This is a genomic window from Winogradskyella sp. R77965 (genome assembly GCF_044594915.1).
GTDB lineage: Bacteria > Bacteroidota > Bacteroidia > Flavobacteriales > Flavobacteriaceae > Winogradskyella.
In genome coordinates this window covers 3529068-3550829 of record NZ_CP138990.1, presented here as the reverse complement: position 1 = coordinate 3550829, position 21762 = coordinate 3529068, and the positions used below count along the sequence as shown (strand labels likewise).

The following is a 21762-nucleotide window of genomic DNA, read 5'->3' as shown; positions in this document are numbered from 1 at the left end:
TACAGAATGTTAAGCACTACTAGAATAAAACTTTATGGTACAGAGCGTTGCCATAAAACCAGATACTATAAAACTTTTTTAGAAAATCTAAATCTTAAATATCAGTTTTTAGATGTAGAAACGAATGAAGACTTTGCAGTGGAATTGAGAGGCCTCTATGAAAACAGAAAGCTCAATTTTCCAACAATTACAATAGGAGAAAAGAAATTAAGAAACCCTTCTGAAAGAGAATTACTAAAATGGCTAAACAAATTAAAATAGCATTAGGTGGTGGTTGTCATTGGTGTACTGAAGCTGTTTTTCAATCTTTAAAGGGTGTTGAACATGTTGAGCAAGGTTACATATCCTCTATCGATGAAAACAATTCGTTTTCTGAGGCAGTGATTGTTCACTTTAATGCTCATCTGATTTCACTTCAAACTTTGATCCAAATTCATTTACACACGCACAAGAGCACCTCTGCACATTCTATGCGGAACAAATACCGTTCTGCGATTTACACCTATTCGAAAGAACAACGAAAAGAAGCTGAACGATTATTGAACGATTTTCAATCTGAATTTGAAAACAAACTGATTACTAAAGTTTATCCTTTTTCAAAATTTAAAGCTTCTCGTGAAGCAATTCAGAATTACTATCGAAAAAATCCTGAAAAGCCTTTTTGTGAGCGGTTTATAAACCCTAAATTGGAACTTATTTTAGAAAAATTTTCGAATCATGTTTAATGATGAGTATATCATTTCAAATAAACTCTAAAAACCTTGAAATAAATGAGTGAAACTAGAATTGGATTAGGTTTAGCTGCTCTGGGTCGACCAGATTATATTAATATTAGATCAAACACTAATATCGATAAATCTGTTGAAAGCTTTAAAGCAAATACTTTTAATGTTTTAGATGAAAGCTACGCACTCGGTGTTCGGGATTTTGATGTGGCTCCATCCTATGGCTTAGGTGAACAATTTTTATTAGACTGGAATACATCCAGACAACATAAGGATGTCAACCTCTCAACAAAATTTGGTTATACCTACGTTGCCAATTGGGAAATTGGATTTTCTGGAAAACATGAAATTAAAGAACACTCATTATCTAAACTGAATGAGCAATGGGAAATTTCTAAAGCCTTTTTGCCTAATTTAAAAATCTACCAAATTCATTCTGCAACTTTAGATAGTGGTGTTTTAAATAATACTGATGTTTTATCTCGGTTGCACGAATTAAAGGAAAAATATGGTTTAAAAGTTGGTTTATCATCAAGCGGAACAGAACAAATTGAAATTATAGAAACAGCACAAAATATTGTTTTTGATGGTAAAGACTTATTTGATAGTTACCAAGTCACTTTCAATATTTTTGAGCAATCGTGTTATACCATTTTAAAACAATTATTGTCAAATGGAAAGACCGTAATCATCAAAGAGGCCTTAGCCAATGGAAGGGTTTTTCGACATCCTCAGTTTAAAAATTACGAACCTATTTACAACTACTTAGAAACTTTAGCAAACAATTATAACGTTGGTACAGATGCTATTGCATTGCGTTTTGTTATGGATGATTTAGAACCAACTCTTTTACTCAGTGGTGCTTCGAATACAGAACATTTAAAACAAAATTTAAAATCATTAGAATTTGAATTGCATTCTGATGAAATCTCTATACTAAAATCATTTGCAGTATCATCAGAACACTATTGGCAGGAAAGAAGTAACTTAGAATGGAATTAATTTGCTATACCTCTGTAATAATCTAAAACTTTAACTCTTAACAAATATTCATATCTGGCATTAGTTAAATTGACTTTTGCATTATCTAAATTGTTCTTGCTCGTGACATAATTTAAGAAGTTAGAAACACCATTGTTAAACCTTATTTCATTTATGCGATAGGACTCTTCATAAGCCTCAACTTGTTTTAGTAAACTTTGACAACGATTATAAACCGCTTCCATATCAAAATGCACTTGAGCAATTGCATTCTTAATATCTAAATGTGTCCGCTCTAATTCTAAAATAGACTCCTCTACCCTAATCTTTTCTAAAGCTACATTATTCTTAGCTCTAAAGCCATTAAACAATGGTACATTTACGGCTAGACCAACTACAGTATTCAAATTATTATCTAGTTGGTCTTCATAACCAATGGACTCAGCTACAAAATTAGTTTGTTCTGTGATTACTGGTAAATCTTGTCCATCAACAGTGACAAAATCTCCAGTTTCCATAAGACTTGAGCCCGTTGAGTTAAATAATTGCGCCGCACTTGAGTAATTGGTATTAACACCACCGAATATAGATACTTGAGGTGTAAATTGAGATTTCGCTACGCTTACCCCTTTTTTAGCTGCTTCAATACGCAATTCATTGGCCTTAAATGTCGCTAAATTTTGAAGCGCTTCATTATAAACGGCTTCTGCTGATAGATTGTATTTTTCGAAATCTAATAAAATGGATTCTGCTTCAATGTCGATAGTTTCCTGAAGATTCAACAGCCTTACAAGTGTTAATTTTGCATTATTAAAGTTAGATTCGGAATTTAGGACACTGGTTTCATCATTTGCAATTTGGCCCAGTATATCTGCATAATCTGCAGGATTTCCGGATTCGTTTTCATAAAAATCTTCTTGAATTTTTAATTGCTTTTTAGTAGTTTCATAACGTTGTTTTGTTAAGTCTAAAACGGCTTTACTATTCAAAACCTGCAAGTAGGCCAAAGTGACATTCAACACTAAATCTTGTTGAGCAGCTTCTTTTTCTAATTCTGAAGCCTTTCGGTTTAAACGGTTCTGCTTGGCTTGATTTAACAATCTAAATCCATTAAAAACAGTCATATCCAGACTTAAACCCATATTGGAAAATGTCAATTCTTGAGTTATAAAATCATTCGTAAACGGATCAATACTTCGACCATCATTTACACCAAGATTAAAGTTACCATTAATGCTAGGTAACATGTTAGCTTTTGATTGCTGATGGCTGACTCTTGCAGAATTTGCTAATAAATCTGCTGATTTTAGATCGAGATTATTCTCTAGTGCAATTGATATGCATTCCTCTAATGAGTAGCTTTTCTGATTTAAATCTTGAGTGTATCCTAACCAACCCATTACTATTAAGAGGGTTAATAAAACTTGTTTATGTGTCATGATTATCTTTTTATTCTGAGACTATTTTGCCATCCAATAGATTTATAATTCTAGAACCATAAGACGCATTGTTTTCTGAATGAGTTGCTTGGATTATGGTTACTCCTTCCTTATTTAATTCTGTAAACAGTTCCATGATTTCTGTACTCTGTTTGGAGTTAAGATTCCCTGTTGGTTCATCAGCCAAAATCAATTTTGGTTTCCCAATCAATGCTCTAGCAATTCCTACTAATTGTTGTTGTCCTCCACTAAGTTGCTGCGGAAATAAGTCTTTTTTACCGACGATATTAAAACGATCTAACATATCTGCAACCAATGCTTTACGTTCAGAAGATTTTACATTTTTATAGAGTAATGGTGTTTCAATATTTTCCCAAACCGTTAGCTCATCGATAAGATGATAAGCTTGAAATACAAACCCTATATATTCTTTATACAATTTAGATCTGCTTTTTTCTTTCATACTATGCACTGGCTCACCTAAAAATGTGTATCCTCCACCAGTAAAATTATCTAACATTCCTATACAGTTCAACAAGGTAGATTTGCCTGAGCCAGAGGGTCCCATAAGTGAAATAAACTCACCCTCTTTTACTTGAAGGTCAATATTATCTAATAGTGTAACTTTATTACTACATGAATTAACAGTTCGGGTTGCCTCGTTAAGACTTAATAATATATTTGCCATATTCTTTAATTTTTTTAGTCTATTCTATTGATTTTTGAATCACCAAAGCTTAAGCCAGTACTTACTTCTGCTGTTCCTTTATAATACAATTCTGCTTCACCATAGGCTGTGAATTTGATATGTTTTGATGATTGAACTCTAAACTCTGCTTCACCATACGCTTTGAGTTTAGAATTTTTATTATCTACATCTACCAGATTGATTTCTCCTTCGCCATAAGCTGTGATATGCTGATTCTCAGTCTTACCTTTTTTAATGGTTAACTGACTTTCACCATACACATCGACATCAAATTCTTTTAAATCAATATGATTTAAAGTCACCTGAGATTCGCCATAAATTTTGAGTTTGAAATTCTCTACATCTATTAAACTTTCACAAACTGTAACCTGTTCTCCTCTTAAGGATAAATTATCTATACTTTTATACATTACTCTAATAGTAAGTACTTTTCCCTTATAAATTGGCACATTCATTTTTACACCATTCTTAACCACTTTTTCATGTTTGGTTGTGGTTTTTGCATCATCAAGGTACACACGTAATGTCCCTCCATTTACATCAATATTTACTTTATCATCTGACTCCGTATTTTCTAAAATGGTTACAGATTCTTCATCACCTTTAACAAAAGTGGTTTCGATATGTGGACTAATAATGACTTTATTAAAAGATTCAACTGTTTTTTTTGATTGCGCTAATATGATTTGACCTATGCAAATCGTAACTACTATTATGATGCTTTTTAAATTTTTCATGTTTCTAATATTTTGATTAATGATGATTTATATTTATTCTGTTCTTAAACTTTTGATTGGATTGGCTATCGCAGCTTTTACTGCTTGATAGCCTACTGTAATAAATGTAATTAATAAAGCTAGTGTACCAGCGATTGCAAAAACTGTCCAACTAATATTAATGCGATAAGCAAAGTCTTGTAGCCAATTGTTCATAAAATATAATGCCAATGGAAAACTAATAACTAAAGAAACTAAAACCAACTTCATAAAATCCATAGACAGTAATTTAATTATTCTAGAAACACTAGCTCCAAACACCTTTCTAATACCAATTTCTTTATTACGTTGCTCTGCCATATAAGCTGCTAATGCAAATAAACCTAAACAAGCTACAATAATCGCTAAAATTGAAAACAATAAGCCTACACTTGCAGTACGCTTTTCTTTTTCATATAACAACTCTAATTTTTTATCTAGAAAAGTGTATTCGAATGCTGAATTTGCTGCAACTTTTTTGAAAGTGTTTTCGAAATTTGAAATACTCTCAGCTAATACTTCATTCTTAAAACGTACTAATAAATAAGATTTAGGCTCACCTGTTGCATTATGAAAAGCATAACCACCAATTGGTGTATGTAATGAAGCGAAGTTAAAATCATCTACTACCCCATATATGTATGCATTATTTCCTAATTGCATATTAACTTTTTTACCAATAGCTTCATCTGGTGAAAGCCCTAAGAAATCCACTGTTTTCTTATTAACCACTACCTCAACTAGTGTATCACCACGCTGTTTATTTTTTGGCAGTAACTTGCCAGCTAATAAATTGAGTTGTAATACATCAGCAATATTATGCTCCGATCTGTTAGTTTGCACGCCAATACTCTGGTCGCTATTAGGTTTACTAATGCTACGTCCACTTACTCCTATACCAGGATAACCTTGAGATCTACTAACAAAAGAGACATTTGGTAGTTTTTCAAAGGCGTCTACTAATGCTCTATTGTTTTCTCCACCTCTTATACCTGCAGTAGAAATTGCAATTATGTTTTCCGGATTGTAACCTAAATTCTTATTCTGAATATATTCTAATTGTTGATGAATAACTATAACTCCAATTATTAATATTACTGAAGCCGAAAATTGCACGACGACCAATCCCTTTCTAACAAAACTTACTAGGCCACCTTTACTACCAGAAGGTTTCAAAACTTCTTTTGGTGAAAAGCGTGAAAGATATAACGCAGGATACGATCCTGAAACTAAAGTTGTTACTAACCAAATCAATAGTAAGAAGCCTAAAATCTTTAAAGAAAATAGAGAAGATATATCTAAATCTTTTCCAGCTAAAGTATTAAATACAGGTAAAGCCAATGTCGCAAACAAACCACCTAAAATCATTGCAATCGCAGTAATTAATCCAGTTTCGATATAAAATCTTGTAACTAAATGCTTAATCGAAGCACCGAGTGTTTTATTAATACCTACATCAGTTGCTCTTTTTTGAGAACGTGCTGTAATTAAATTCATGTAATTAATACAAGCAATAATTAGAACCAAAATTGCTAGTGCTGTAAGATTCCTAATTTGATTAATATCACCCAAGCCATCTAAATAACTATCTGAATATGATGATGAATACAGGTGAATACGCTCTAAGGGTTGAAGAGAAAAATTATACCATTGCTCATCCTTTTTCACATTAGTATCTAATATGTTTTGAATCTTAGACTCAATGTCGTTTACATTAGGTGTAGTAGAGTTAAACATTACAAACGTTTCAAAACTAGCATTGTCCCAAGTTGGATTCTTAGCAGCGTATTGCATCATAAATGGTGCAATAACATTAAAGTCTAATGAGCTATTATCCGCAAAATCCTTATAGATTCCTTTAACTTCGAAAGTAGTTCTATTATCAACTACAACCGTTTTACCCATTGGGTTTTCATTGCCAAAATAACGTTTGGCGGTACTTTCAGAAAGTAAAATATTATTTGGACTTTTTAAGCTTTCAGAACCTGAACCTTTAATAATCTCAACATTAAACATCTCTAATATTGATGGATCTGTCCAAAACAATTTCTCTTCCGTAAAAACTTCGTCTCCAGCTTTGATAAATGCAGTTCCTCCAAAATCATGCTTTAGAATTCTTCCCGATTCTATAATCTCAGGAATATTCGATTTAAGCGCTGGTGCTAATGCAGAAGGTAAACTAGACCATGTTTCTATTTCATCTTCAGTTGTATTTAATAAAACTCTGTGTATTCTATCACTATTAGTATACATTTTGTCATAGCTACGCTCATTAAGTATAAAAAGAAACAACACTAAAGTTGTAGCCAATCCGATAGATAATCCTAAAATGTTTATCGCTGAGAAAAGACGATTTGTCTTTAAACTCCTCCATGCTATTTTTATATAATTCTTTATCATAATTGCTGTTTTTATTCTGTTTTTAAGCTATCCACAGGATTTGCTATCGCAGCTTTAACTGCTTGAAAGCTTACTGTAACTAAAGCAATTAAAATTGCCACTACACCAGCTATCACAAAAACCCACCAACTAATTTCTATACGATATGCATAATCTTGAAGCCAATTATCCATCGCATACCAAGCTATAGGAATAGATATTAATATTGATAGACCTACAAGCTTTAAAAAATCTTTAGATAATAATTTTACAATGCCAGATACGCTCGCACCTAAAACTTTGCGAACTCCAATTTCTTTGCTGCGCTGCTCGGCAGTATAAGCAGCCAAACCAAATAATCCAAGACAAGAGATTAGTATAGCGAGTATGGCAAATATTCTTGATAATTCTCCAACTAATTTTTCATCTTTAAACCTTGCATTAAAGGCATCATCTACAAATGTATATTCAAATGGATATGCTGGTAAATGTGTCTTAAGAACACTTTCGATATTAGATAATGTTTCATCTATTGGCATACCGGCTTTTGTTCTTATGTACATATGTCTTGCATAATTTGGGTAATTAAAAAATAAAACCGGATCACTAGCACCATACATATCTCCATACAAATAGTCTTTTACAACGCCTATAACTTCCATTACGTCTTCACCTCTACTTATTGTTTTTCCTACTGCAGTTCCTTCTCCCATCATTTTAGCAAGAGATTGAGAAACCATAGTATAACTACTATCAGCATCGACATTATTACTAAAACCGCGACCTTCAACAATTTCCATTCCAGTAGTTTCAAAAAAGCTTTGAGTAACGTTTCTAAAAGAAATTAAAACATCTTCAGTATCGGTTCCACCTTTCCAATTAAAACCAGAACCATTATTACCTCCATTTAAAACTCTTGAATTAGATAATGTTGCATTTTCTACAGTACCTGTTTTTATTAAATCTTGTTGAATTACCGAAAACTTATCTATATGATCTCTATTAATACGCATTGTTATTAATTGATCTTTATCAAATCCTAAATCTCTATTTTTTACATGTTGAATCTGTTGATACACTAAGATTGTTAGAACAATAAAAACAATTGAGATTGTAAACTGCCCAACAACTAGTCCTTTGCGGATAAAGCTTGCTGAACCTTGAGTTACTTTTAATCCCTTTAAAACTTCTACAGGCTTAAATGAAGACAAATAAAATGCAGGATAAAAACCAGCAAACAATCCACATATTATTGCAATCCCTAATAAAACTGCAATATGAATGGGATTCCCTAAACCTAATATTAAATCTTTTTCTATAATAAGATTAAACTGAGGTAATAAAACCGTAAGAAATAAAACACTAAATAACGTAGCTATAAATGCCAAGATTAAAGATTCGGATATAAACTGAGTAATTAATCTAGAGCGGCCAGAACCCATTGCTTTACGTACACCAACCTCGTTTGCACGTTTTTCACTGCGAGCTGTACTTAAATTCATGAAATTAATACAAGCTATAAGTAAAATTATAAAAGCAATAACAGTAAATAAGCTTACATAAGTAATTCGTCCACCAACTATTTTACCATCTTGAAATTTAGATCTTAAATGCCAGTCTTTAATAGAGTGTAAAAAGGCATAATCTTCTGTATTCTCTTCCTTTGTAGCTATAAGTCCTCTAACTTGTTTATCAACAGTTTCAAGATTGGCTTCAGGTGATAATTCAACAAATGTATCTGAGAAATTATTTCCGTATTCCGTCATCCATTCGGCTCCATCTCTATAACGTTCAAAAGGTGCAACCCAATTAAAAGGAAAAGACACATTATTTGGAAGATTTTCAATAACACCTGTTACTATATAATTATCCTTATTACTCATTTTTACGACTTGACCGAGTGCTTTAGTTCCTATACCAAAAAGTTGCTCTGCCGTTTCTTGTGTTAATACAATCGCTTCAGGATTAGTGAACGCTTCTTTTATATTACCTTCAATAAACTTTAAGCTAAAAATGTCTAAAAAATCTGCATCAACAAAACGACCTCCTCTATTTATAGTATTTTCTCCAACGGCAAACAATCGCTCTTCATAACTAGATCGAGTCGCTTTGATTATTCCTGGAATATCATTTAGCATGTCTTGAGCAAGTGGACCTGGTGTGGAATAAAAAGTTCTCCATTCACCTTCATAGTTCTGATTTGTTGGCACATAATAAACTTGATCTTGTTTATCAAAAGAGGTATTAAAACTAACTTCATCTTCTACCCAAAGAAAGATTAAACTGGCACAGGTGATTCCAATAGCTAATCCAAAAATATTAAGGAAACTGTACCCTTTGTTTTTGAGTAAACTTCTGAATGCTATTTTTATATAATTGAGAATCATAATTGCACGTTTTTTGATTGATACTATTTATATAGTGAAGATAATGCCAAACATATAAGTATTTGATAATCAAATATTTAATATTATAATCAAAAATAAAAGTGTCCGATTTCGATACAGTTTTTGTTCGTAATCGGACACTTTAAAAGCCTACTATTATGGATAAAATCTTATTCCGTTTTTAAACTATCAACCGGATTAGCAATTGCGGCTTTAATAGCCTGAAAGCTTAATGTTATTAAAGCCACTACTAATGCAACAAATCCGGTTACCACAAAAATTCCCCAATTAAGATCTATTCTATAAGCAAATTCTTGTAGCCATTTGTTCATAAACCACCAAGCAATTGGTGTTGCAATTACAAAGGCAATAAGCACCAACTTTACAAAATCCTTAGATAGCATCCTTATAATATTATTTACTGAGGCACCCAATACTTTCCGTATTCCAATTTCTTTTGTACGTTGTTCCGCTATATATGTTGCCAATCCAAATAAGCCCAAACATGCAATAATTATAGCAAGTATTGCGAAAGCCATAGCGACTGTACCAACGCGTCTTTCTTGTCTGTACATATTATCAAAAGCTTCATCTAAAAACTCATATTTAAATGGCAAACCAGGAGCGGCAGCTTTGTATTTATTTTCAATTGTAGATAATAAACCACTAACATCAGTTGTACTAAATCTATAAGCAGTTTCCCAACTGTTATTTCCTAATTGGAAACATAAGCCACCAACATTTTCGCGTAGCGATGCAAAATTGAAATTTTTAACTACGCCAATAATCGTATATCCTTCGAGGCTACCATCACCATCTACTGTATATAATTTTTTTCCTATCGGGTTTATTAATCCGGCTAATTTAACAGCAGTTTCATTTAAGATGATACTTGTTGAGTCCGAACCAAAATCTCGTGAAAAATTTCTACCTAACTTCATTTCCATACCAATGGTTTCTAAATAATCATAATCTACATTCCAATACTGCATGTTAAACCCATTGGATTCAGTCATGACGGTTTCTGTTGAAAATGTATTATCTGAACGGGAAGAGCCTCCTACTGGCAAATAACCTGCAAACGAAGCTGATTTTACCTCAGTTAATTGTTCAATTTCATTTTTTAAAGATTGCCTAATTTCGCCTGATAATCCTGAATTATTTACCACTACCACATGGTCTTTATTAAATCCTAAATTAGAATTTTGAATATGATTTAGTTGTTTGTAGATAACGATAGTACCAACAATTAATATAATTGAGGTCGCAAATTGAAACACGACCAAAAAATTTCTTAGAGTGTTTTTCTTATTGCCTGCAGACAATTTTCCTTTTAAAACTTTAATGGGCTGAAATGAAGATAAAAAGAATGCTGGATATGTACCAGCTAATCCGCCTACTAAAAATGGTAATACAAAAATGAAAATTAAAAATGTTGGACTGAGTAATGACGTCATTAACATTTCTTTTCCTGAAACATCATTAAACCAACCTAAAGACAACCATACAAACAATAAGCCCACAAAAAGCGCTAAAATTGCTATTAAGGTTGACTCTGTTAAGAACTGTCCGATTAGTGCTTTCTTTTCAGAACCTAATACTTTTCGAATACCAACTTCTTTTGCCCTACCAGAAGATCTAGCCGTTGTAAGATTTATAAAATTGATACAAGCAATCAATAATATGAATAGTGCCGCAGCAGAAAAAATATAGATGTATTGAATGTTACCATTAGCACTTAATTCTATACCTCTTGATGAGTGTAGATGAATATCAGTAAGTGGCATTAAAGAATATTCCAATTTATTTCCACCCGCTTCAAAATCATCCATACTTTTAATTTCCATGAATTGGGCTGCCTGCGGAAGTAAGTATTTATTAATAATGGTTTTAAAATTCTTATTAAAAACTTTATAATCTGTACCCTCTTTTAATACTACATAGGTGTGAAAATTATGGCTTAAATAATTTCCAAAATCATAATTTACATTAGCCATGGAAAAAAAGAAATCGAAATTGAAATGCGAATTTCTGGGTATATCCGAAATAACTGAAGTTACTTTATACAATGTCTTGCCATTATCATCAGTTTCTAAAAATTTGCCTATTGCTAATTCAGGGCTACCAAAATAGCGATTAGCAGCTGTTTCTGTAATAACTACAGTATTTGGATCGTTAAGTGCTGTTTTCGTATCACCTATTATTGCAGGTAATGTAAAGACCTTGAATAAAGTAGAATCAGCATGAGCAACTGCTCCTTCGTTAATATACTCGTTTCCTTTTTTTATTAATTTAGACCCATTAGAGGCATAAAGTCTTACATAATCTTCAACCTCTGGGTAATCACTCTTAAGGGCTTCACCCATGGGATCTGAAGTAACAGCCATACTCAATTCGGTTCCACCAAAAATGACATCAGAATTAATACGATAAATACGGTCTGCTTTCTCATGATAACGGTCGTAACTTATTTCATCTATCACAAACATAGAAATGATAACAAAGCAACCTATACCTAATGATAAACCAATAATATTAATGGCCGTAAAACCTTTCTTCTTTAAAAGATTTCTCCATGCTATTTTAAAATAATTTTTAATCATGATTCCTTTATTTTGATTGATGATACTGAAACGTGTTTAGTACATATTGATTAATTATTCTGATCGTAAAGACTCTACCGGATTTGCATTTGCTGCTTGCAAAGTTTTTGCACTAATTACAATTAATGCGAATACAATCATTGCACAACCACTAACTAAAAACACCCAAAAACTGATGTTCGTTTTATATGAAAATTCTTGTAACCAATTATTAATACCATACCAAGCAATTGGTGCTGCAACAATAAAAGCCAGAGCAACCAGTATGAGAAACTCTTTACACAGTAATGTGTTGATTTGCAACAAAGAAGCTCCTAAGACCTTACGAACTCCAATTTCTTTAACACGACGATTGGTAGTGTAAATTACAAGACCTAGTAAACCAAGACAACTAATTAATATAGATAAGCCTGTAGACCAGTTTAAGAGTGTAGATATCTTCTTTTCTCTCTTATAAAATTTCTCTACGGTTTTATCTACAAACTCTAGTCTCATATCACTTTGAGGGTATACTTCCTTATATACATTTTCAATTTTCGCTAAGCCACTTTTTAGATTTTCTGGTGTATCACTTTTTAGTGAAATATGAGCTGCTTGAAAATATGACCAAAAGTGCCTTACCCAATCACCACGAAGCGTCATTGGTTTAATATCCGACTTTAGAGAGCGTTGATGAAAATCTCCCATTACACCAACAATTGGCAAGTATTCATCATCATATAATAAAGTTTTCCCAACAGCATCTTCAGGTGATTTAAACCTAAAATACTTCATTGCTGCTTCGTTTATCACTAATTCTTTTATAGTATCATTACGATACACTCTTCCTGCCAAAAGTTCTATTTCAAATAAATCTAAATATTTAGTATCACCAGCTAACAATTGTATTTCTCCATAGATTTCTTCATCATTAACCATACGTTTCATATCAGTTGTGTTACTATTTAGCGATGCAGGTGGTGGACCACCTAAACTGATGTCCTTTATTTCTGGAATTGAAGCTAACTTCTCAGCATAAAGCTGAATCTTATCCAAACTTTGATCTTCAATAGGCCTATACACCGAAACGATAGCATCTGTTTTAAAGCCCATATCTTTATTCAACAAATAATTAATTTGCCTACCTACTAATAGCGTAGCAATAATAAATACCTGAGCGATTGTAAATTGAAATACAGTTAAAAACTTTCTTAGACCTACTTTTTTATCTCCTACTCCGAGATGATTTTTTAGTACTGCTACTGTATTAAACTTTGACAACACCATAGCTGGGTAAAAGCCTGACAGAAAAGTGACTAACACCAATAGTATAATAACACCAAGCACAATAAGCGGTGACTTAAACAACTCAAAACTTAAACCTTCGGGCACAAAATCTGAAAACACTTTTATCAACCATTTTGAAAGCAAAAACGACAATACTGCTGATACAGTAACTAATAAAAATGTCTCACCCATAAACTGCCCAATCAATTGGCTTCTTGAGCTTCCTAAAGTTTTACGAATACCTATTTCTTTTGCGCGCTGCGTTGCTTGAGCTGTATTGAGGTTTATGAAATTAATACAACCGAGCAACAATAAAAATAAAGCCACCAAAGCCAAGTTTCTCAATAATGACTTACTCGCCTGCCCACTTGTCCAATCATAAATTCCATAGTTTTCATTAAAATGAATATCATTTAATGGTTGTAGTCGAAATATACGTTGTTCACCATATTTTACATCGTCCTCATCAGCATGTTCAGTTGCAAGATCTTTAAATTTTGATTCAATTGCAGCTATATCAGCATTAGGATTGAGTTTAACGTATAACTGCGAATTCGAGTTGGTATTATTCCAATTTTTTCTAATAATATTTTGTCGTAATCGAGTTTGAAGTAACGTTTGATGTGATATAAATTCTTGAAAAACTAAATCTGTTCTCCCTTCAAAATTCTCTACTATTCCAGTCACTTTTGTATTTAGAGAATCATTATACACTAAAGTTTTGCCAATAACTTCTGAAGGTGATATGCTTGGGAAATATTTGGCCGCACGTTTCTTTGTTAATATAACTTCATTTGGACCAATTAGTGTCTTTGTTTTATCTCCTGCAATAAACTTATAATCGAAAATTTTAAAATAATCTTGGTCAGCGTAAATAACAAAGTTTGGTAATTTAAACTCTAAATCACTAGACCTATTTTCTACCTTCATTGGTCGTTCTATGTAGAACTCGCTTGTAAATTCAAAATTAGAATTATCCTTAATAGCGTTATTCAATGCTAATGTTACACCAGAATTATAAAACTCCCCTTCTGGTGTTTTAAAATCTGTCACAACTCTATAAATTCGATCACCATCTTTATGAAAATCATCAAAGGTGTAATCGTAAAAAATCATTAAACCAATAACAAACGATGCACTCAATCCTATGGTAAGGCCAATAACATTGATTAGAGAAAACACTTTGTGCTTCATTATGTTTCTCCATGCTATTTTAAAATAATTTTTAATCATGACTATTTGATTTTTGATACTGAAACAAGTTCAGCACATATTGATGATGATTACTCCGCACGCAAAGAATTAACAGGATTGGATGTCGCTGCGCTAATGGTTTTTCCTGCTATTGTTATTATGGCTATTATTAATGCAATCCCTCCAGCCATAAGAAATACTAAAATATTGAGGTCAATACTGTACGCATAGTTTTGTAACCATTTGCTCATTGCCCACCATGCAATTGGTGTTGCTATGAGAAAAGCAATACCTACTAATTTCATGAAATCTTTAGTTAATAGAATTGTAATCGCAGATACGCTTGCACCCACAATTTTACGGACACCAATTTCCTTACGTCGTTGCGCTACAATAAGTAATGACATTGCAAACAAACCAATACAACTTAGAGTAATAGCCAAAATAGAACCGCTACCTATCATTGTTATCATGTTTCGTTCGCTACGCAAGGTTCTATCGATATTTTCATTTAAAAAAGAGCCTTGGAATTCTGCATTTGGCTCTATAGATGCCCATACTCCTTTTATATCATTATAAGATTGCTCTAAATTTTGAGACTCAACTTTCACATAGACATTTCTTAAATTCCAATTAGGTAATGCAAAAAGTGACATTGGGGCAATATGTCTATCGAGCTCCTGAAAATTGAAATCCTTTATTACACCGACAATAGAGAAAAACTTATTGTCAATATTAATTTTTGAATTCAGTATTTCATCTTCATTTAGTTGCTTCGCCATCGACTCATTAATGATAACGGATAAACTATCACTAGCTAAGTTTTTCTTAAAAGACCTGCCTTCAACTAAATCCAAATCTAAAGTTTCAATATAATCTGAATCAACCACCAACATATGAGTTTCTACTCCTCGTCCGTTATGTTCAAACCCTAAGACACTAGTAGATCGAGATCCATCTTTTCCAAGACCTAAAATGTTATTTGAAGCTGAAACACTCAAAATATTCGGCTTATCTTGAAGAGCATCTCGCACCAATTGCAATGCTTGCTGATCATTACGCTCTCCATTAAGAGGAAAAGCAATCACTTGCTCTTTATTGAACCCTAAATCTTTGGTTCTCATAAACTCAACTTGATCCTGAAGTACTAACGTACCACTTATAAGTAATATGGCTATACCAAACTGCAATACCATTAGACTATTTCGTAAGTAGTTTTTTCCGCTATTATCAAGTTTCCCTTTTAAACTTTGCAATGTTCCCAGACGACTCATTAATATGGCAGGATAACCGCCAGCTATTAACGTAATACCGACAACAATAGATATGAGTATTGCTATTAAAGCAGGGTTTAGGAAAGTTGTAAACGAGGCTCTTGTACTAAATAGCACCTGAAACTGAGGCAACAAAAGAGTAGCCAATAAAATTCCTAAGCCTGCTGAGATTGTAAACACTAAAATACTTTCTCCCCAGAACTGAAAGAATAATTGTTTTTTATTAGCTCCTAAGGTTTTACGCATACCTATCTCGCGCAATCTCTGATCGCTTTTGGCTATGCTCATATTTACAAAATTGACACAAGCGATAAACAAAATTAGGATAGCAATGCCCAATACTAAATAAGGCATCGTACGATTTATAGTAACTGGGCCTTGATTGAAATTAGCAAACCTTATGTCTTTATAAGGTAATAATTTTATTTGTCTATAAAGACCATCATTATTAGGTCTTACACCATCTCGTTTAGCATTATCAATTTCATTTTTATAGTGAAGCTGAGTGAAATCAATTGTGCTACTTTCAAACTGAATTGGTGTTATTTCTTTAGAAAGTTGCATGTAAACTTCATGATTCTCTACATCCCATTGACCAACTCCTCGCTCATAAGCGTGGTATCCTTGACTTTTAAAATTTAATATCACATCAAAACCTATTGAGCTTGTCGCAGGAAAATCTTCTACAATTGCTGTAACAGTAAATGGCACCTGTTCTTCATCTCTTAGGATAGTAACCGTCTGCCCTATGGCATTTTTATCACCAAATATTCGTTTTGCAGCAAGTTCTGTAATAGCAACAGAGGATTCTGAGGTTATTGGATTCTGCTTGTCTCCCTTGATTATTGGAAAACTAAACATATCAAAAAAATCAGGGTCAACATAAGCACCACTCATACCTAATTGCTTGTCTTGATAACTCAATAACACACCTGAACCATTATAACGTGTTATTTTTTCAACACCTGATACCTCATCGCGCAATGCAGCTGAAAATGGTTCTGACTTAGATATATTAGCTTCGATACCATTAGGTGAACTATCTTCCGAATACACCATATATAAATTATCACCATGCTCATGAAAACGGTCATAAGAAAGTTCATAAACAGCATACATAGCTAATAATAGAGCTACTCCAAATGCAGCTGTAAGACCTACAACATTTAATGCTGTAAACGTTCTATTTTTCCATAAACTTCTAAATGCTATTTTAAAATAATTCCCTATCATGATTATTTATTTTTTGATTGATGATGATTATTCTGTTTTAAGTGCATTCATTGGATTTGAAATAGCCGCTCTATAACATTGCCAACCTACTGTAGCCATCGCTATTAAAAGTGTGGCAAAACCTGCTAAGCCAAAAAACCACCATTTTAACTCAATAGCATAACCAAAATTGTTTAACCAACTCGAGCATAACCAATACCCAATAGGAAATGCAATCAATAATGCTATAATTACCATTTTACCAAACTCATTTGATAACATTTTTACGATGCCAAAAACACTTGACCCTAATATTTTACGAATACCTATTTCTTTTGCTTTTCGCTCTGCTGTGAATGCTGCCAACCCAAAAAGTCCAAGACAAGAAATAATAATAGCTAGAGCAGCAAAAAAATCTGAAAGATCAGCTACTTTAGTTTCTGCAGCATATAATTTATTATAATTACTATCTAGAAAAGAATAGTCGAAAGGGTAACCTGGATTAAACTTTACAAAAACAGATTCCATTTTCGCAAGTGTTTCTCGCTCAGTTCCAGGAATGATTTTAGCCATTATATTGTTACCATAAGCTCTAAACCTAATAATTAGCGGTTCAATTTTTTGATGTAAAGATCCATATTGAAAGTCCTTAACAACACCTACTATTTCTTGTTGATGTTCCCCTTTTTGAAGCAATTTACCTATAGGATTTTCCAAGTTCATTAGCTTTAAAGCTGATTCATTAAGTATTATTTTATCATAGTCATCATTAAAGGCTTTAGAAAATGAGCGACCAGCAACTAATTCCATCCCTAAAGTTTCTATAGCTCCATAACCCATTCTAGGAGATTGAAATACAATATGATCTTGAGCGTCTTTACCAGGCCATGACCAACCACTGTTATTATCACTCCCTGCCAAAAACTCACCATTCATAAAACCAACATTTTCAACTGTTGGAATATTGTTCAACTCAGACAATAGAGCCTCTGGTCTTTCAATGTTACTACCAATTTCAAATTGAATAACATTCTCTTTATGATAACCAAGATTTTTAGTTTGCAGAAAATCGATTTGTTTATTAATAACCAAAATGCCAATAATAAAAATGATAGAAATTGTAAACTGAAAAACAACAAGCCCTTTTCTAATAAAAAATTCCCAAATAGATTTTGGTGCTTTCCCTTTTAAAACTTCAACTGGCTTAAATGATGATAATCTAAAAGCAGGATAGCTACCTGCTAATAAACCTGTAACAAATACTATAGAAATAATTACAAGCAATTGATTTAAATCGAAACTCAATGCTATACTTTTATCAGTAATTGAATTAAATTTTGGCAAAAACAAAATCACCAAAGCTATAGCTACAATTAGTGATAATAATACCATAATAACGGCTTCACTTAAATATTGATAAATCAGAAGATTTACGATTTGCTCCAAGTGTCTTTTTCACACCAACCTCCTTCATTCTTCTTGTCGCTTGTGCTGTAGAAAGATTCATAAAGTTGATACAGGCAATGAGCAATGTAAACAGAGCAATAATTATAAATAGTCTAACATAAGTGATACGTCCGCCAACCTGTACACCATTTTCATAAGGCTGTTTAAGATATCTATCTGAAAACTTTTGAACAAAAGATGTAAACTTAAATTTACCTTCTCGTTTCGTATTTAAGTAGTTCGCAATTTTTTTATTAAAATTAGAAATATTTGTACCCTCTTTTAAAACTAAAAAGGATTTTGCATAATGGCCACTCCAATCACCAGCCCATCGATCAGCATCTATTAATAAATCTGAATGTACAATGTATTCAAATTGAAGCGTAGAATTTTTGGAAGGTGCTTTAAAAACACCTGAAACAACTAGTGTTTCTTCTCCATTTCCATCTGTCCATTTATAATTCCAATTTAATGTTTTACCTACGGCTTCGTCAATAGTTTTAAATAGTCTTTTTGCTAAATCCTCAGAAATGACCACATTATATTTACTATTTAGAACGTCGCTTTGGTTACCTACTAATAAATCAAAAGTAAACACTTCAAAAAAGTTTGGTAAGGCAAATAAACCTTTTGCTACTTGATCAGTATCACCGTAAGAAAACACCCCTTCTGGAGTTGCAAAATCGTTATTAATACAAGTCGCAGATATAACTTCAGGAAATTCTTTAGTGATTGCATCTGCTAACAAAATAGGACTACCATCCATAGTAATTACCTCATCATTCATTTTCAAATTAGATATCACTTGATATAACTGAGCTTCATTCTTATGAAATTTGTCTACACTCATTTCATCACTTACCCAAAGTGAAATGAAAAGTACACATGCCATACCTGCTGAGAGTCCAATGATATTAATAATAAAACTGCTCTTATACTTTTTAAAACCTCGAATCGCTATTTTAAGATTGTGCTTTAGCATAACTATTTTATAATTATTACTCTGTCCGCAATGATTTTACAGGATTGGCTGTTGCTGCTTTTATAGCTTGAAAGCTTACAGTAACTAACGCTATAACCATAGACCCTAAACCAGCCACAACTACCATCCACCACTTAATATCAATCTTATAAGCAAAATCTTCCAACCAATTGTGCATAAAATACCAAGCTAACGGTGCTGATATTATAAAAGCGATACCTACAAGTTTTATAAATTCCTTTGAAAGCAAATTAATGATACTACTTACAGATGCACCTACAATTTTACGAATACCAATCTCTCGCTTACGTTGTATAGTGCTATATGCTGCTAAGCCTAGAAGACCTAAACAAGAAATGAAAATTGCCAATAATGCAAAGTTTAAAAACAAGTCTTCAAACTGCTCTTCCGCCTCATATTGTTCATTAAACAATTCGTCTAAAAAATAATACTCAAATGGGTCGCTAGGCATTACTGATTGCCATGCACTCTCAATAGAAGCTAAAGTTTGAGCTGTATTATTCGCTTCAATTTTAATTGTAATAATATCTGTCTGTGTCGGGTCTAACCGCATAGTCAAAGGACTAATTTCTTCTTGTAATGATCTATAATTAAAATCCTTTACAACACCTATAACTTCTCCATTACTTCCCCATTGCTGATAATTAGCACCAATAGCATCTTGCGCATTTGCATAGCCTAGAAGGGATACTGTCTTTTCATTAATAATCATAGCTTGACTTGAATCTGAAGCGAAATCTCTTGAAAAATCTCTACCTGCAACAATCTCCATACCTAGTTGTTTAATATAATCTTCATTAACAAAGTATAAATCTAAATTAGCTATCTGTAAATCTCCTTGTTGATTTTCAATTTCAGAATATGCTGCAGAATTACCAGAACCTGGCACACTAGAGGTTAACGCAGTTCCCTTTACACTAGGTATTTTAGAAATGCTTGTTCTTAATGCTTCTTGGCTATTTCCTACTTCAATTGGAAGCAACACGGTATGCTCTTTATTAAAACCTAAATCTTGGTCTTGCATAAATCGCATCTGATTGTAAATAACAATAGTCCCAATTATTAAAGAAATAGAGATTGTAAATTGTACGACTACTAAACTTTTCCGCAATAAAATACCTTTACTGCCTGTTGAAAAACTACCTTTAAGAACACTAATTGGTTTAAATGAGGAGAGTATTATTGCTGGGTAAATACCTGCTATGATTCCAATCAACAAAGCCATTAAAAAGAGATAAAGTATGTTAATAGGATCTGCAAAAACACCAATACTTACTGTTTTTCCTGCTAATTCATTAAAATAAGGTAACCCTAAAGTGGTTAAACCAACAGCTACAAAAAATGCTATAATGCAAAGAATAATAGACTCACCAATAAACTGAAATCCTAGCTGATTTTTATCAGCTCCAATAACCTTTCTAATCCCAACTTCTTTTGCTCTTTCTACGGAACGTGCTGTTGCTAAATTGATAAAATTAATACTGGCAATTAATAATATGAAAATACCTATAATTGAAAAAACATATACGTTATTAATACTACCAGAAATTGAACTGCCACGGTCAGATTTTAAATACACATCTTTAAAGGGTTCCAAAAATAAAGTCACAAACATTTTAGATTCTCGCATCTCATCGCCAGTTCGTTTTTCAAGAAAATCAGGAAATTTAGCTTCTAAATCTTTGGGGTTTGTACCATCAGCAGTTAAGATATAAACAGAGGGTCTATAATTACTCCATTGCTCGTCTCGGGTACTTGGTGCAGCAGTATACGTACTCATAGATACTATTATATCTGCTTGAATATGAGAATTCTCAGGTATGTCTTTCATCACACCAGTGACTGTTGTAGGAGTATCAAATTCTTCAACAATCATATTTTGACCAACAGGATCATTATCACCAAAATACTTAGTTGCAATACTCTGTGAAATCACCAAATTGTATGGGTTCTTAAGTGAATTACGTATATCACCTTTTATGAGTTCAAAATCAAAAATTTCGAAAAAGGATGAGTCAGCCAAAATAATTTCATCTTCAATAAATTTATCTTCACCTTTAACAAAGGTAAATTCTTCATTTACTATTCTTGCGAATTTTAATATTTCTGGAAACTCTTTATCTATATTTGGTGCAACAGCCCATGATGTTACTCCTGCTTCAATCTTCTCTGAAGGAGTATCAATAGTTGCTACTACTCTATAGATAGAATCACCTTTATCGTGCATATTGTCATAACTCAATTCAAAATTTACATAAAGTAGAACAAGAAACCCAGCAGTCATGCCAATGGCTAAACCTGTAATATTGAGTAGCGAAAATCCTTTGTATCTGTATAAATTTCTTAGTGCTATTTTGAAATAATTCTTGATCATGATTGTTTATTTTTG

At 32.6% G+C, this 21762-nt stretch carries 14 protein-coding genes; 3 read left to right on the top strand and 11 right to left on the bottom strand.

Translation table 11 applies throughout. The annotated features are described in order from the left end of the window. Nucleotides 1-6: 6 nt before the first annotated feature. The 3 genes from SJY34_RS15910 to SJY34_RS15900 are packed head-to-tail and all read left to right on the top strand — an operon-like array spanning nucleotide 7 to nucleotide 1727. The gene (locus SJY34_RS15910; RefSeq protein ID WP_400077356.1) at nucleotides 7-261 is read left to right on the top strand and encodes a glutaredoxin family protein; all 255 of its coding nucleotides are present in this window, start codon (nucleotides 7-9) and stop codon (nucleotides 259-261) included. Next, on the top strand, nucleotides 240-725 hold the full coding sequence (locus tag SJY34_RS15905) for a peptide-methionine (S)-S-oxide reductase (RefSeq protein WP_400077354.1): 486 nt from the start codon (nucleotides 240-242) through the stop codon (nucleotides 723-725). The genes SJY34_RS15910 and SJY34_RS15905 overlap by 22 nt, the downstream gene beginning before the upstream one ends. A 45-nt stretch (nucleotides 726-770) precedes the next feature. Beyond that, on the top strand, nucleotides 771-1727 hold the full coding sequence (locus SJY34_RS15900; RefSeq protein ID WP_400077352.1) for an aldo/keto reductase: 957 nt from the start codon (nucleotides 771-773) through the stop codon (nucleotides 1725-1727). On the opposite strand, the gene SJY34_RS15895 is transcribed toward SJY34_RS15900, so the two are convergent. From SJY34_RS15895 to SJY34_RS15845, 11 genes are all read right to left on the bottom strand, one after another. Further along, nucleotides 1724-3145, bottom strand: coding sequence for a TolC family protein (locus tag SJY34_RS15895; RefSeq protein WP_400077350.1), 1422 nt, complete (start codon nucleotides 3143-3145; stop codon nucleotides 1724-1726). The two genes, SJY34_RS15900 and SJY34_RS15895, sit on opposite strands and share 4 nt — an antisense overlap. A 10-nt stretch (nucleotides 3146-3155) precedes the next feature. Next, nucleotides 3156-3833 carry an ABC transporter ATP-binding protein gene (locus tag SJY34_RS15890; protein WP_400077348.1) on the bottom strand — a complete coding sequence of 226 codons (678 nt, stop codon included), beginning with the start codon at nucleotides 3831-3833 and terminating at the stop codon, nucleotides 3156-3158. 14 nt (nucleotides 3834-3847) lie between these two features. Beyond that, nucleotides 3848-4591: a head GIN domain-containing protein gene (locus SJY34_RS15885; RefSeq protein ID WP_400077346.1), complete on the bottom strand. Its 744-nt coding sequence runs from the start codon at nucleotides 4589-4591 to the stop codon at nucleotides 3848-3850. Nucleotides 4592-4624: 33 nt separating this feature from the next. Continuing rightward, nucleotides 4625-7009, bottom strand: coding sequence for an ABC transporter permease (locus SJY34_RS15880; RefSeq protein WP_400077344.1), 2385 nt, complete (start codon nucleotides 7007-7009; stop codon nucleotides 4625-4627). A gap of 11 nt (nucleotides 7010-7020) precedes the next feature. Beyond that, nucleotides 7021-9375, bottom strand: coding sequence for an ABC transporter permease (locus SJY34_RS15875; RefSeq protein WP_400077342.1), 2355 nt, complete (start codon nucleotides 9373-9375; stop codon nucleotides 7021-7023). Between the two features lie 170 nt (nucleotides 9376-9545). Continuing rightward, entirely contained in the window at nucleotides 9546-11978 is a 2433-nt protein-coding gene (locus SJY34_RS15870) for an FtsX-like permease family protein (RefSeq protein WP_400077340.1), read from the bottom strand. Between the two features lie 54 nt (nucleotides 11979-12032). Further along, nucleotides 12033-14477 (bottom strand): ABC transporter permease, encoded by a 2445-nt coding sequence (locus SJY34_RS15865; RefSeq protein ID WP_400077338.1) that lies wholly within the window; start codon nucleotides 14475-14477, stop codon nucleotides 12033-12035. Nucleotides 14478-14527: 50 nt separating this feature from the next. Further along, entirely contained in the window at nucleotides 14528-16945 is a 2418-nt protein-coding gene (locus SJY34_RS15860; RefSeq protein WP_400077336.1) for an ABC transporter permease, read from the bottom strand. Nucleotides 16946-16972: 27 nt separating this feature from the next. After that, the gene (locus tag SJY34_RS15855) at nucleotides 16973-18316 is read right to left on the bottom strand and encodes an ABC transporter permease (RefSeq protein WP_400077334.1); all 1344 of its coding nucleotides are present in this window, start codon (nucleotides 18314-18316) and stop codon (nucleotides 16973-16975) included. 10 nt (nucleotides 18317-18326) lie between these two features. Continuing rightward, on the bottom strand, nucleotides 18327-19352 hold the full coding sequence (locus SJY34_RS15850; RefSeq protein WP_400077332.1) for an ABC transporter permease: 1026 nt from the start codon (nucleotides 19350-19352) through the stop codon (nucleotides 18327-18329). A gap of 16 nt (nucleotides 19353-19368) precedes the next feature. Then, nucleotides 19369-21747, bottom strand: a complete 2379-nt coding sequence (locus SJY34_RS15845; protein WP_400077331.1) for an ABC transporter permease — start codon at nucleotides 21745-21747, stop codon at nucleotides 19369-19371. Nucleotides 21748-21762 lie beyond the last annotated feature (15 nt).

What these genes read in the sequence shown, in the direction of transcription:
- SJY34_RS15910 (WP_400077356.1), top strand. Translation starts at nt 7, where the DNA reads ATGTTAAGCACTACTAGAATAAAACTTTATGGTACAGAGCGTTGCCAT.
- SJY34_RS15905 (WP_400077354.1), top strand. Translation starts at nt 240, where the DNA reads ATGGCTAAACAAATTAAAATAGCATTAGGTGGTGGTTGTCATTGGTGT.
- SJY34_RS15900 (WP_400077352.1), top strand. Translation starts at nt 771, where the DNA reads ATGAGTGAAACTAGAATTGGATTAGGTTTAGCTGCTCTGGGTCGACCA.
- SJY34_RS15895 (WP_400077350.1), bottom strand. Translation starts at nt 3,145, where the DNA reads ATGACACATAAACAAGTTTTATTAACCCTCTTAATAGTAATGGGTTGG.
- SJY34_RS15890 (WP_400077348.1), bottom strand. Translation starts at nt 3,833, where the DNA reads ATGGCAAATATATTATTAAGTCTTAACGAGGCAACCCGAACTGTTAAT.
- SJY34_RS15885 (WP_400077346.1), bottom strand. Translation starts at nt 4,591, where the DNA reads ATGAAAAATTTAAAAAGCATCATAATAGTAGTTACGATTTGCATAGGT.
- SJY34_RS15880 (WP_400077344.1), bottom strand. Translation starts at nt 7,009, where the DNA reads ATGATAAAGAATTATATAAAAATAGCATGGAGGAGTTTAAAGACAAAT.
- SJY34_RS15875 (WP_400077342.1), bottom strand. Translation starts at nt 9,375, where the DNA reads ATGATTCTCAATTATATAAAAATAGCATTCAGAAGTTTACTCAAAAAC.
- SJY34_RS15870 (WP_400077340.1), bottom strand. Translation starts at nt 11,978, where the DNA reads ATGATTAAAAATTATTTTAAAATAGCATGGAGAAATCTTTTAAAGAAG.
- SJY34_RS15865 (WP_400077338.1), bottom strand. Translation starts at nt 14,477, where the DNA reads ATGATTAAAAATTATTTTAAAATAGCATGGAGAAACATAATGAAGCAC.
- SJY34_RS15860 (WP_400077336.1), bottom strand. Translation starts at nt 16,945, where the DNA reads ATGATAGGGAATTATTTTAAAATAGCATTTAGAAGTTTATGGAAAAAT.
- SJY34_RS15855 (WP_400077334.1), bottom strand. Translation starts at nt 18,316, where the DNA reads ATGGTATTATTATCACTAATTGTAGCTATAGCTTTGGTGATTTTGTTT.
- SJY34_RS15850 (WP_400077332.1), bottom strand. Translation starts at nt 19,352, where the DNA reads ATGCTAAAGCACAATCTTAAAATAGCGATTCGAGGTTTTAAAAAGTAT.
- SJY34_RS15845 (WP_400077331.1), bottom strand. Translation starts at nt 21,747, where the DNA reads ATGATCAAGAATTATTTCAAAATAGCACTAAGAAATTTATACAGATAC.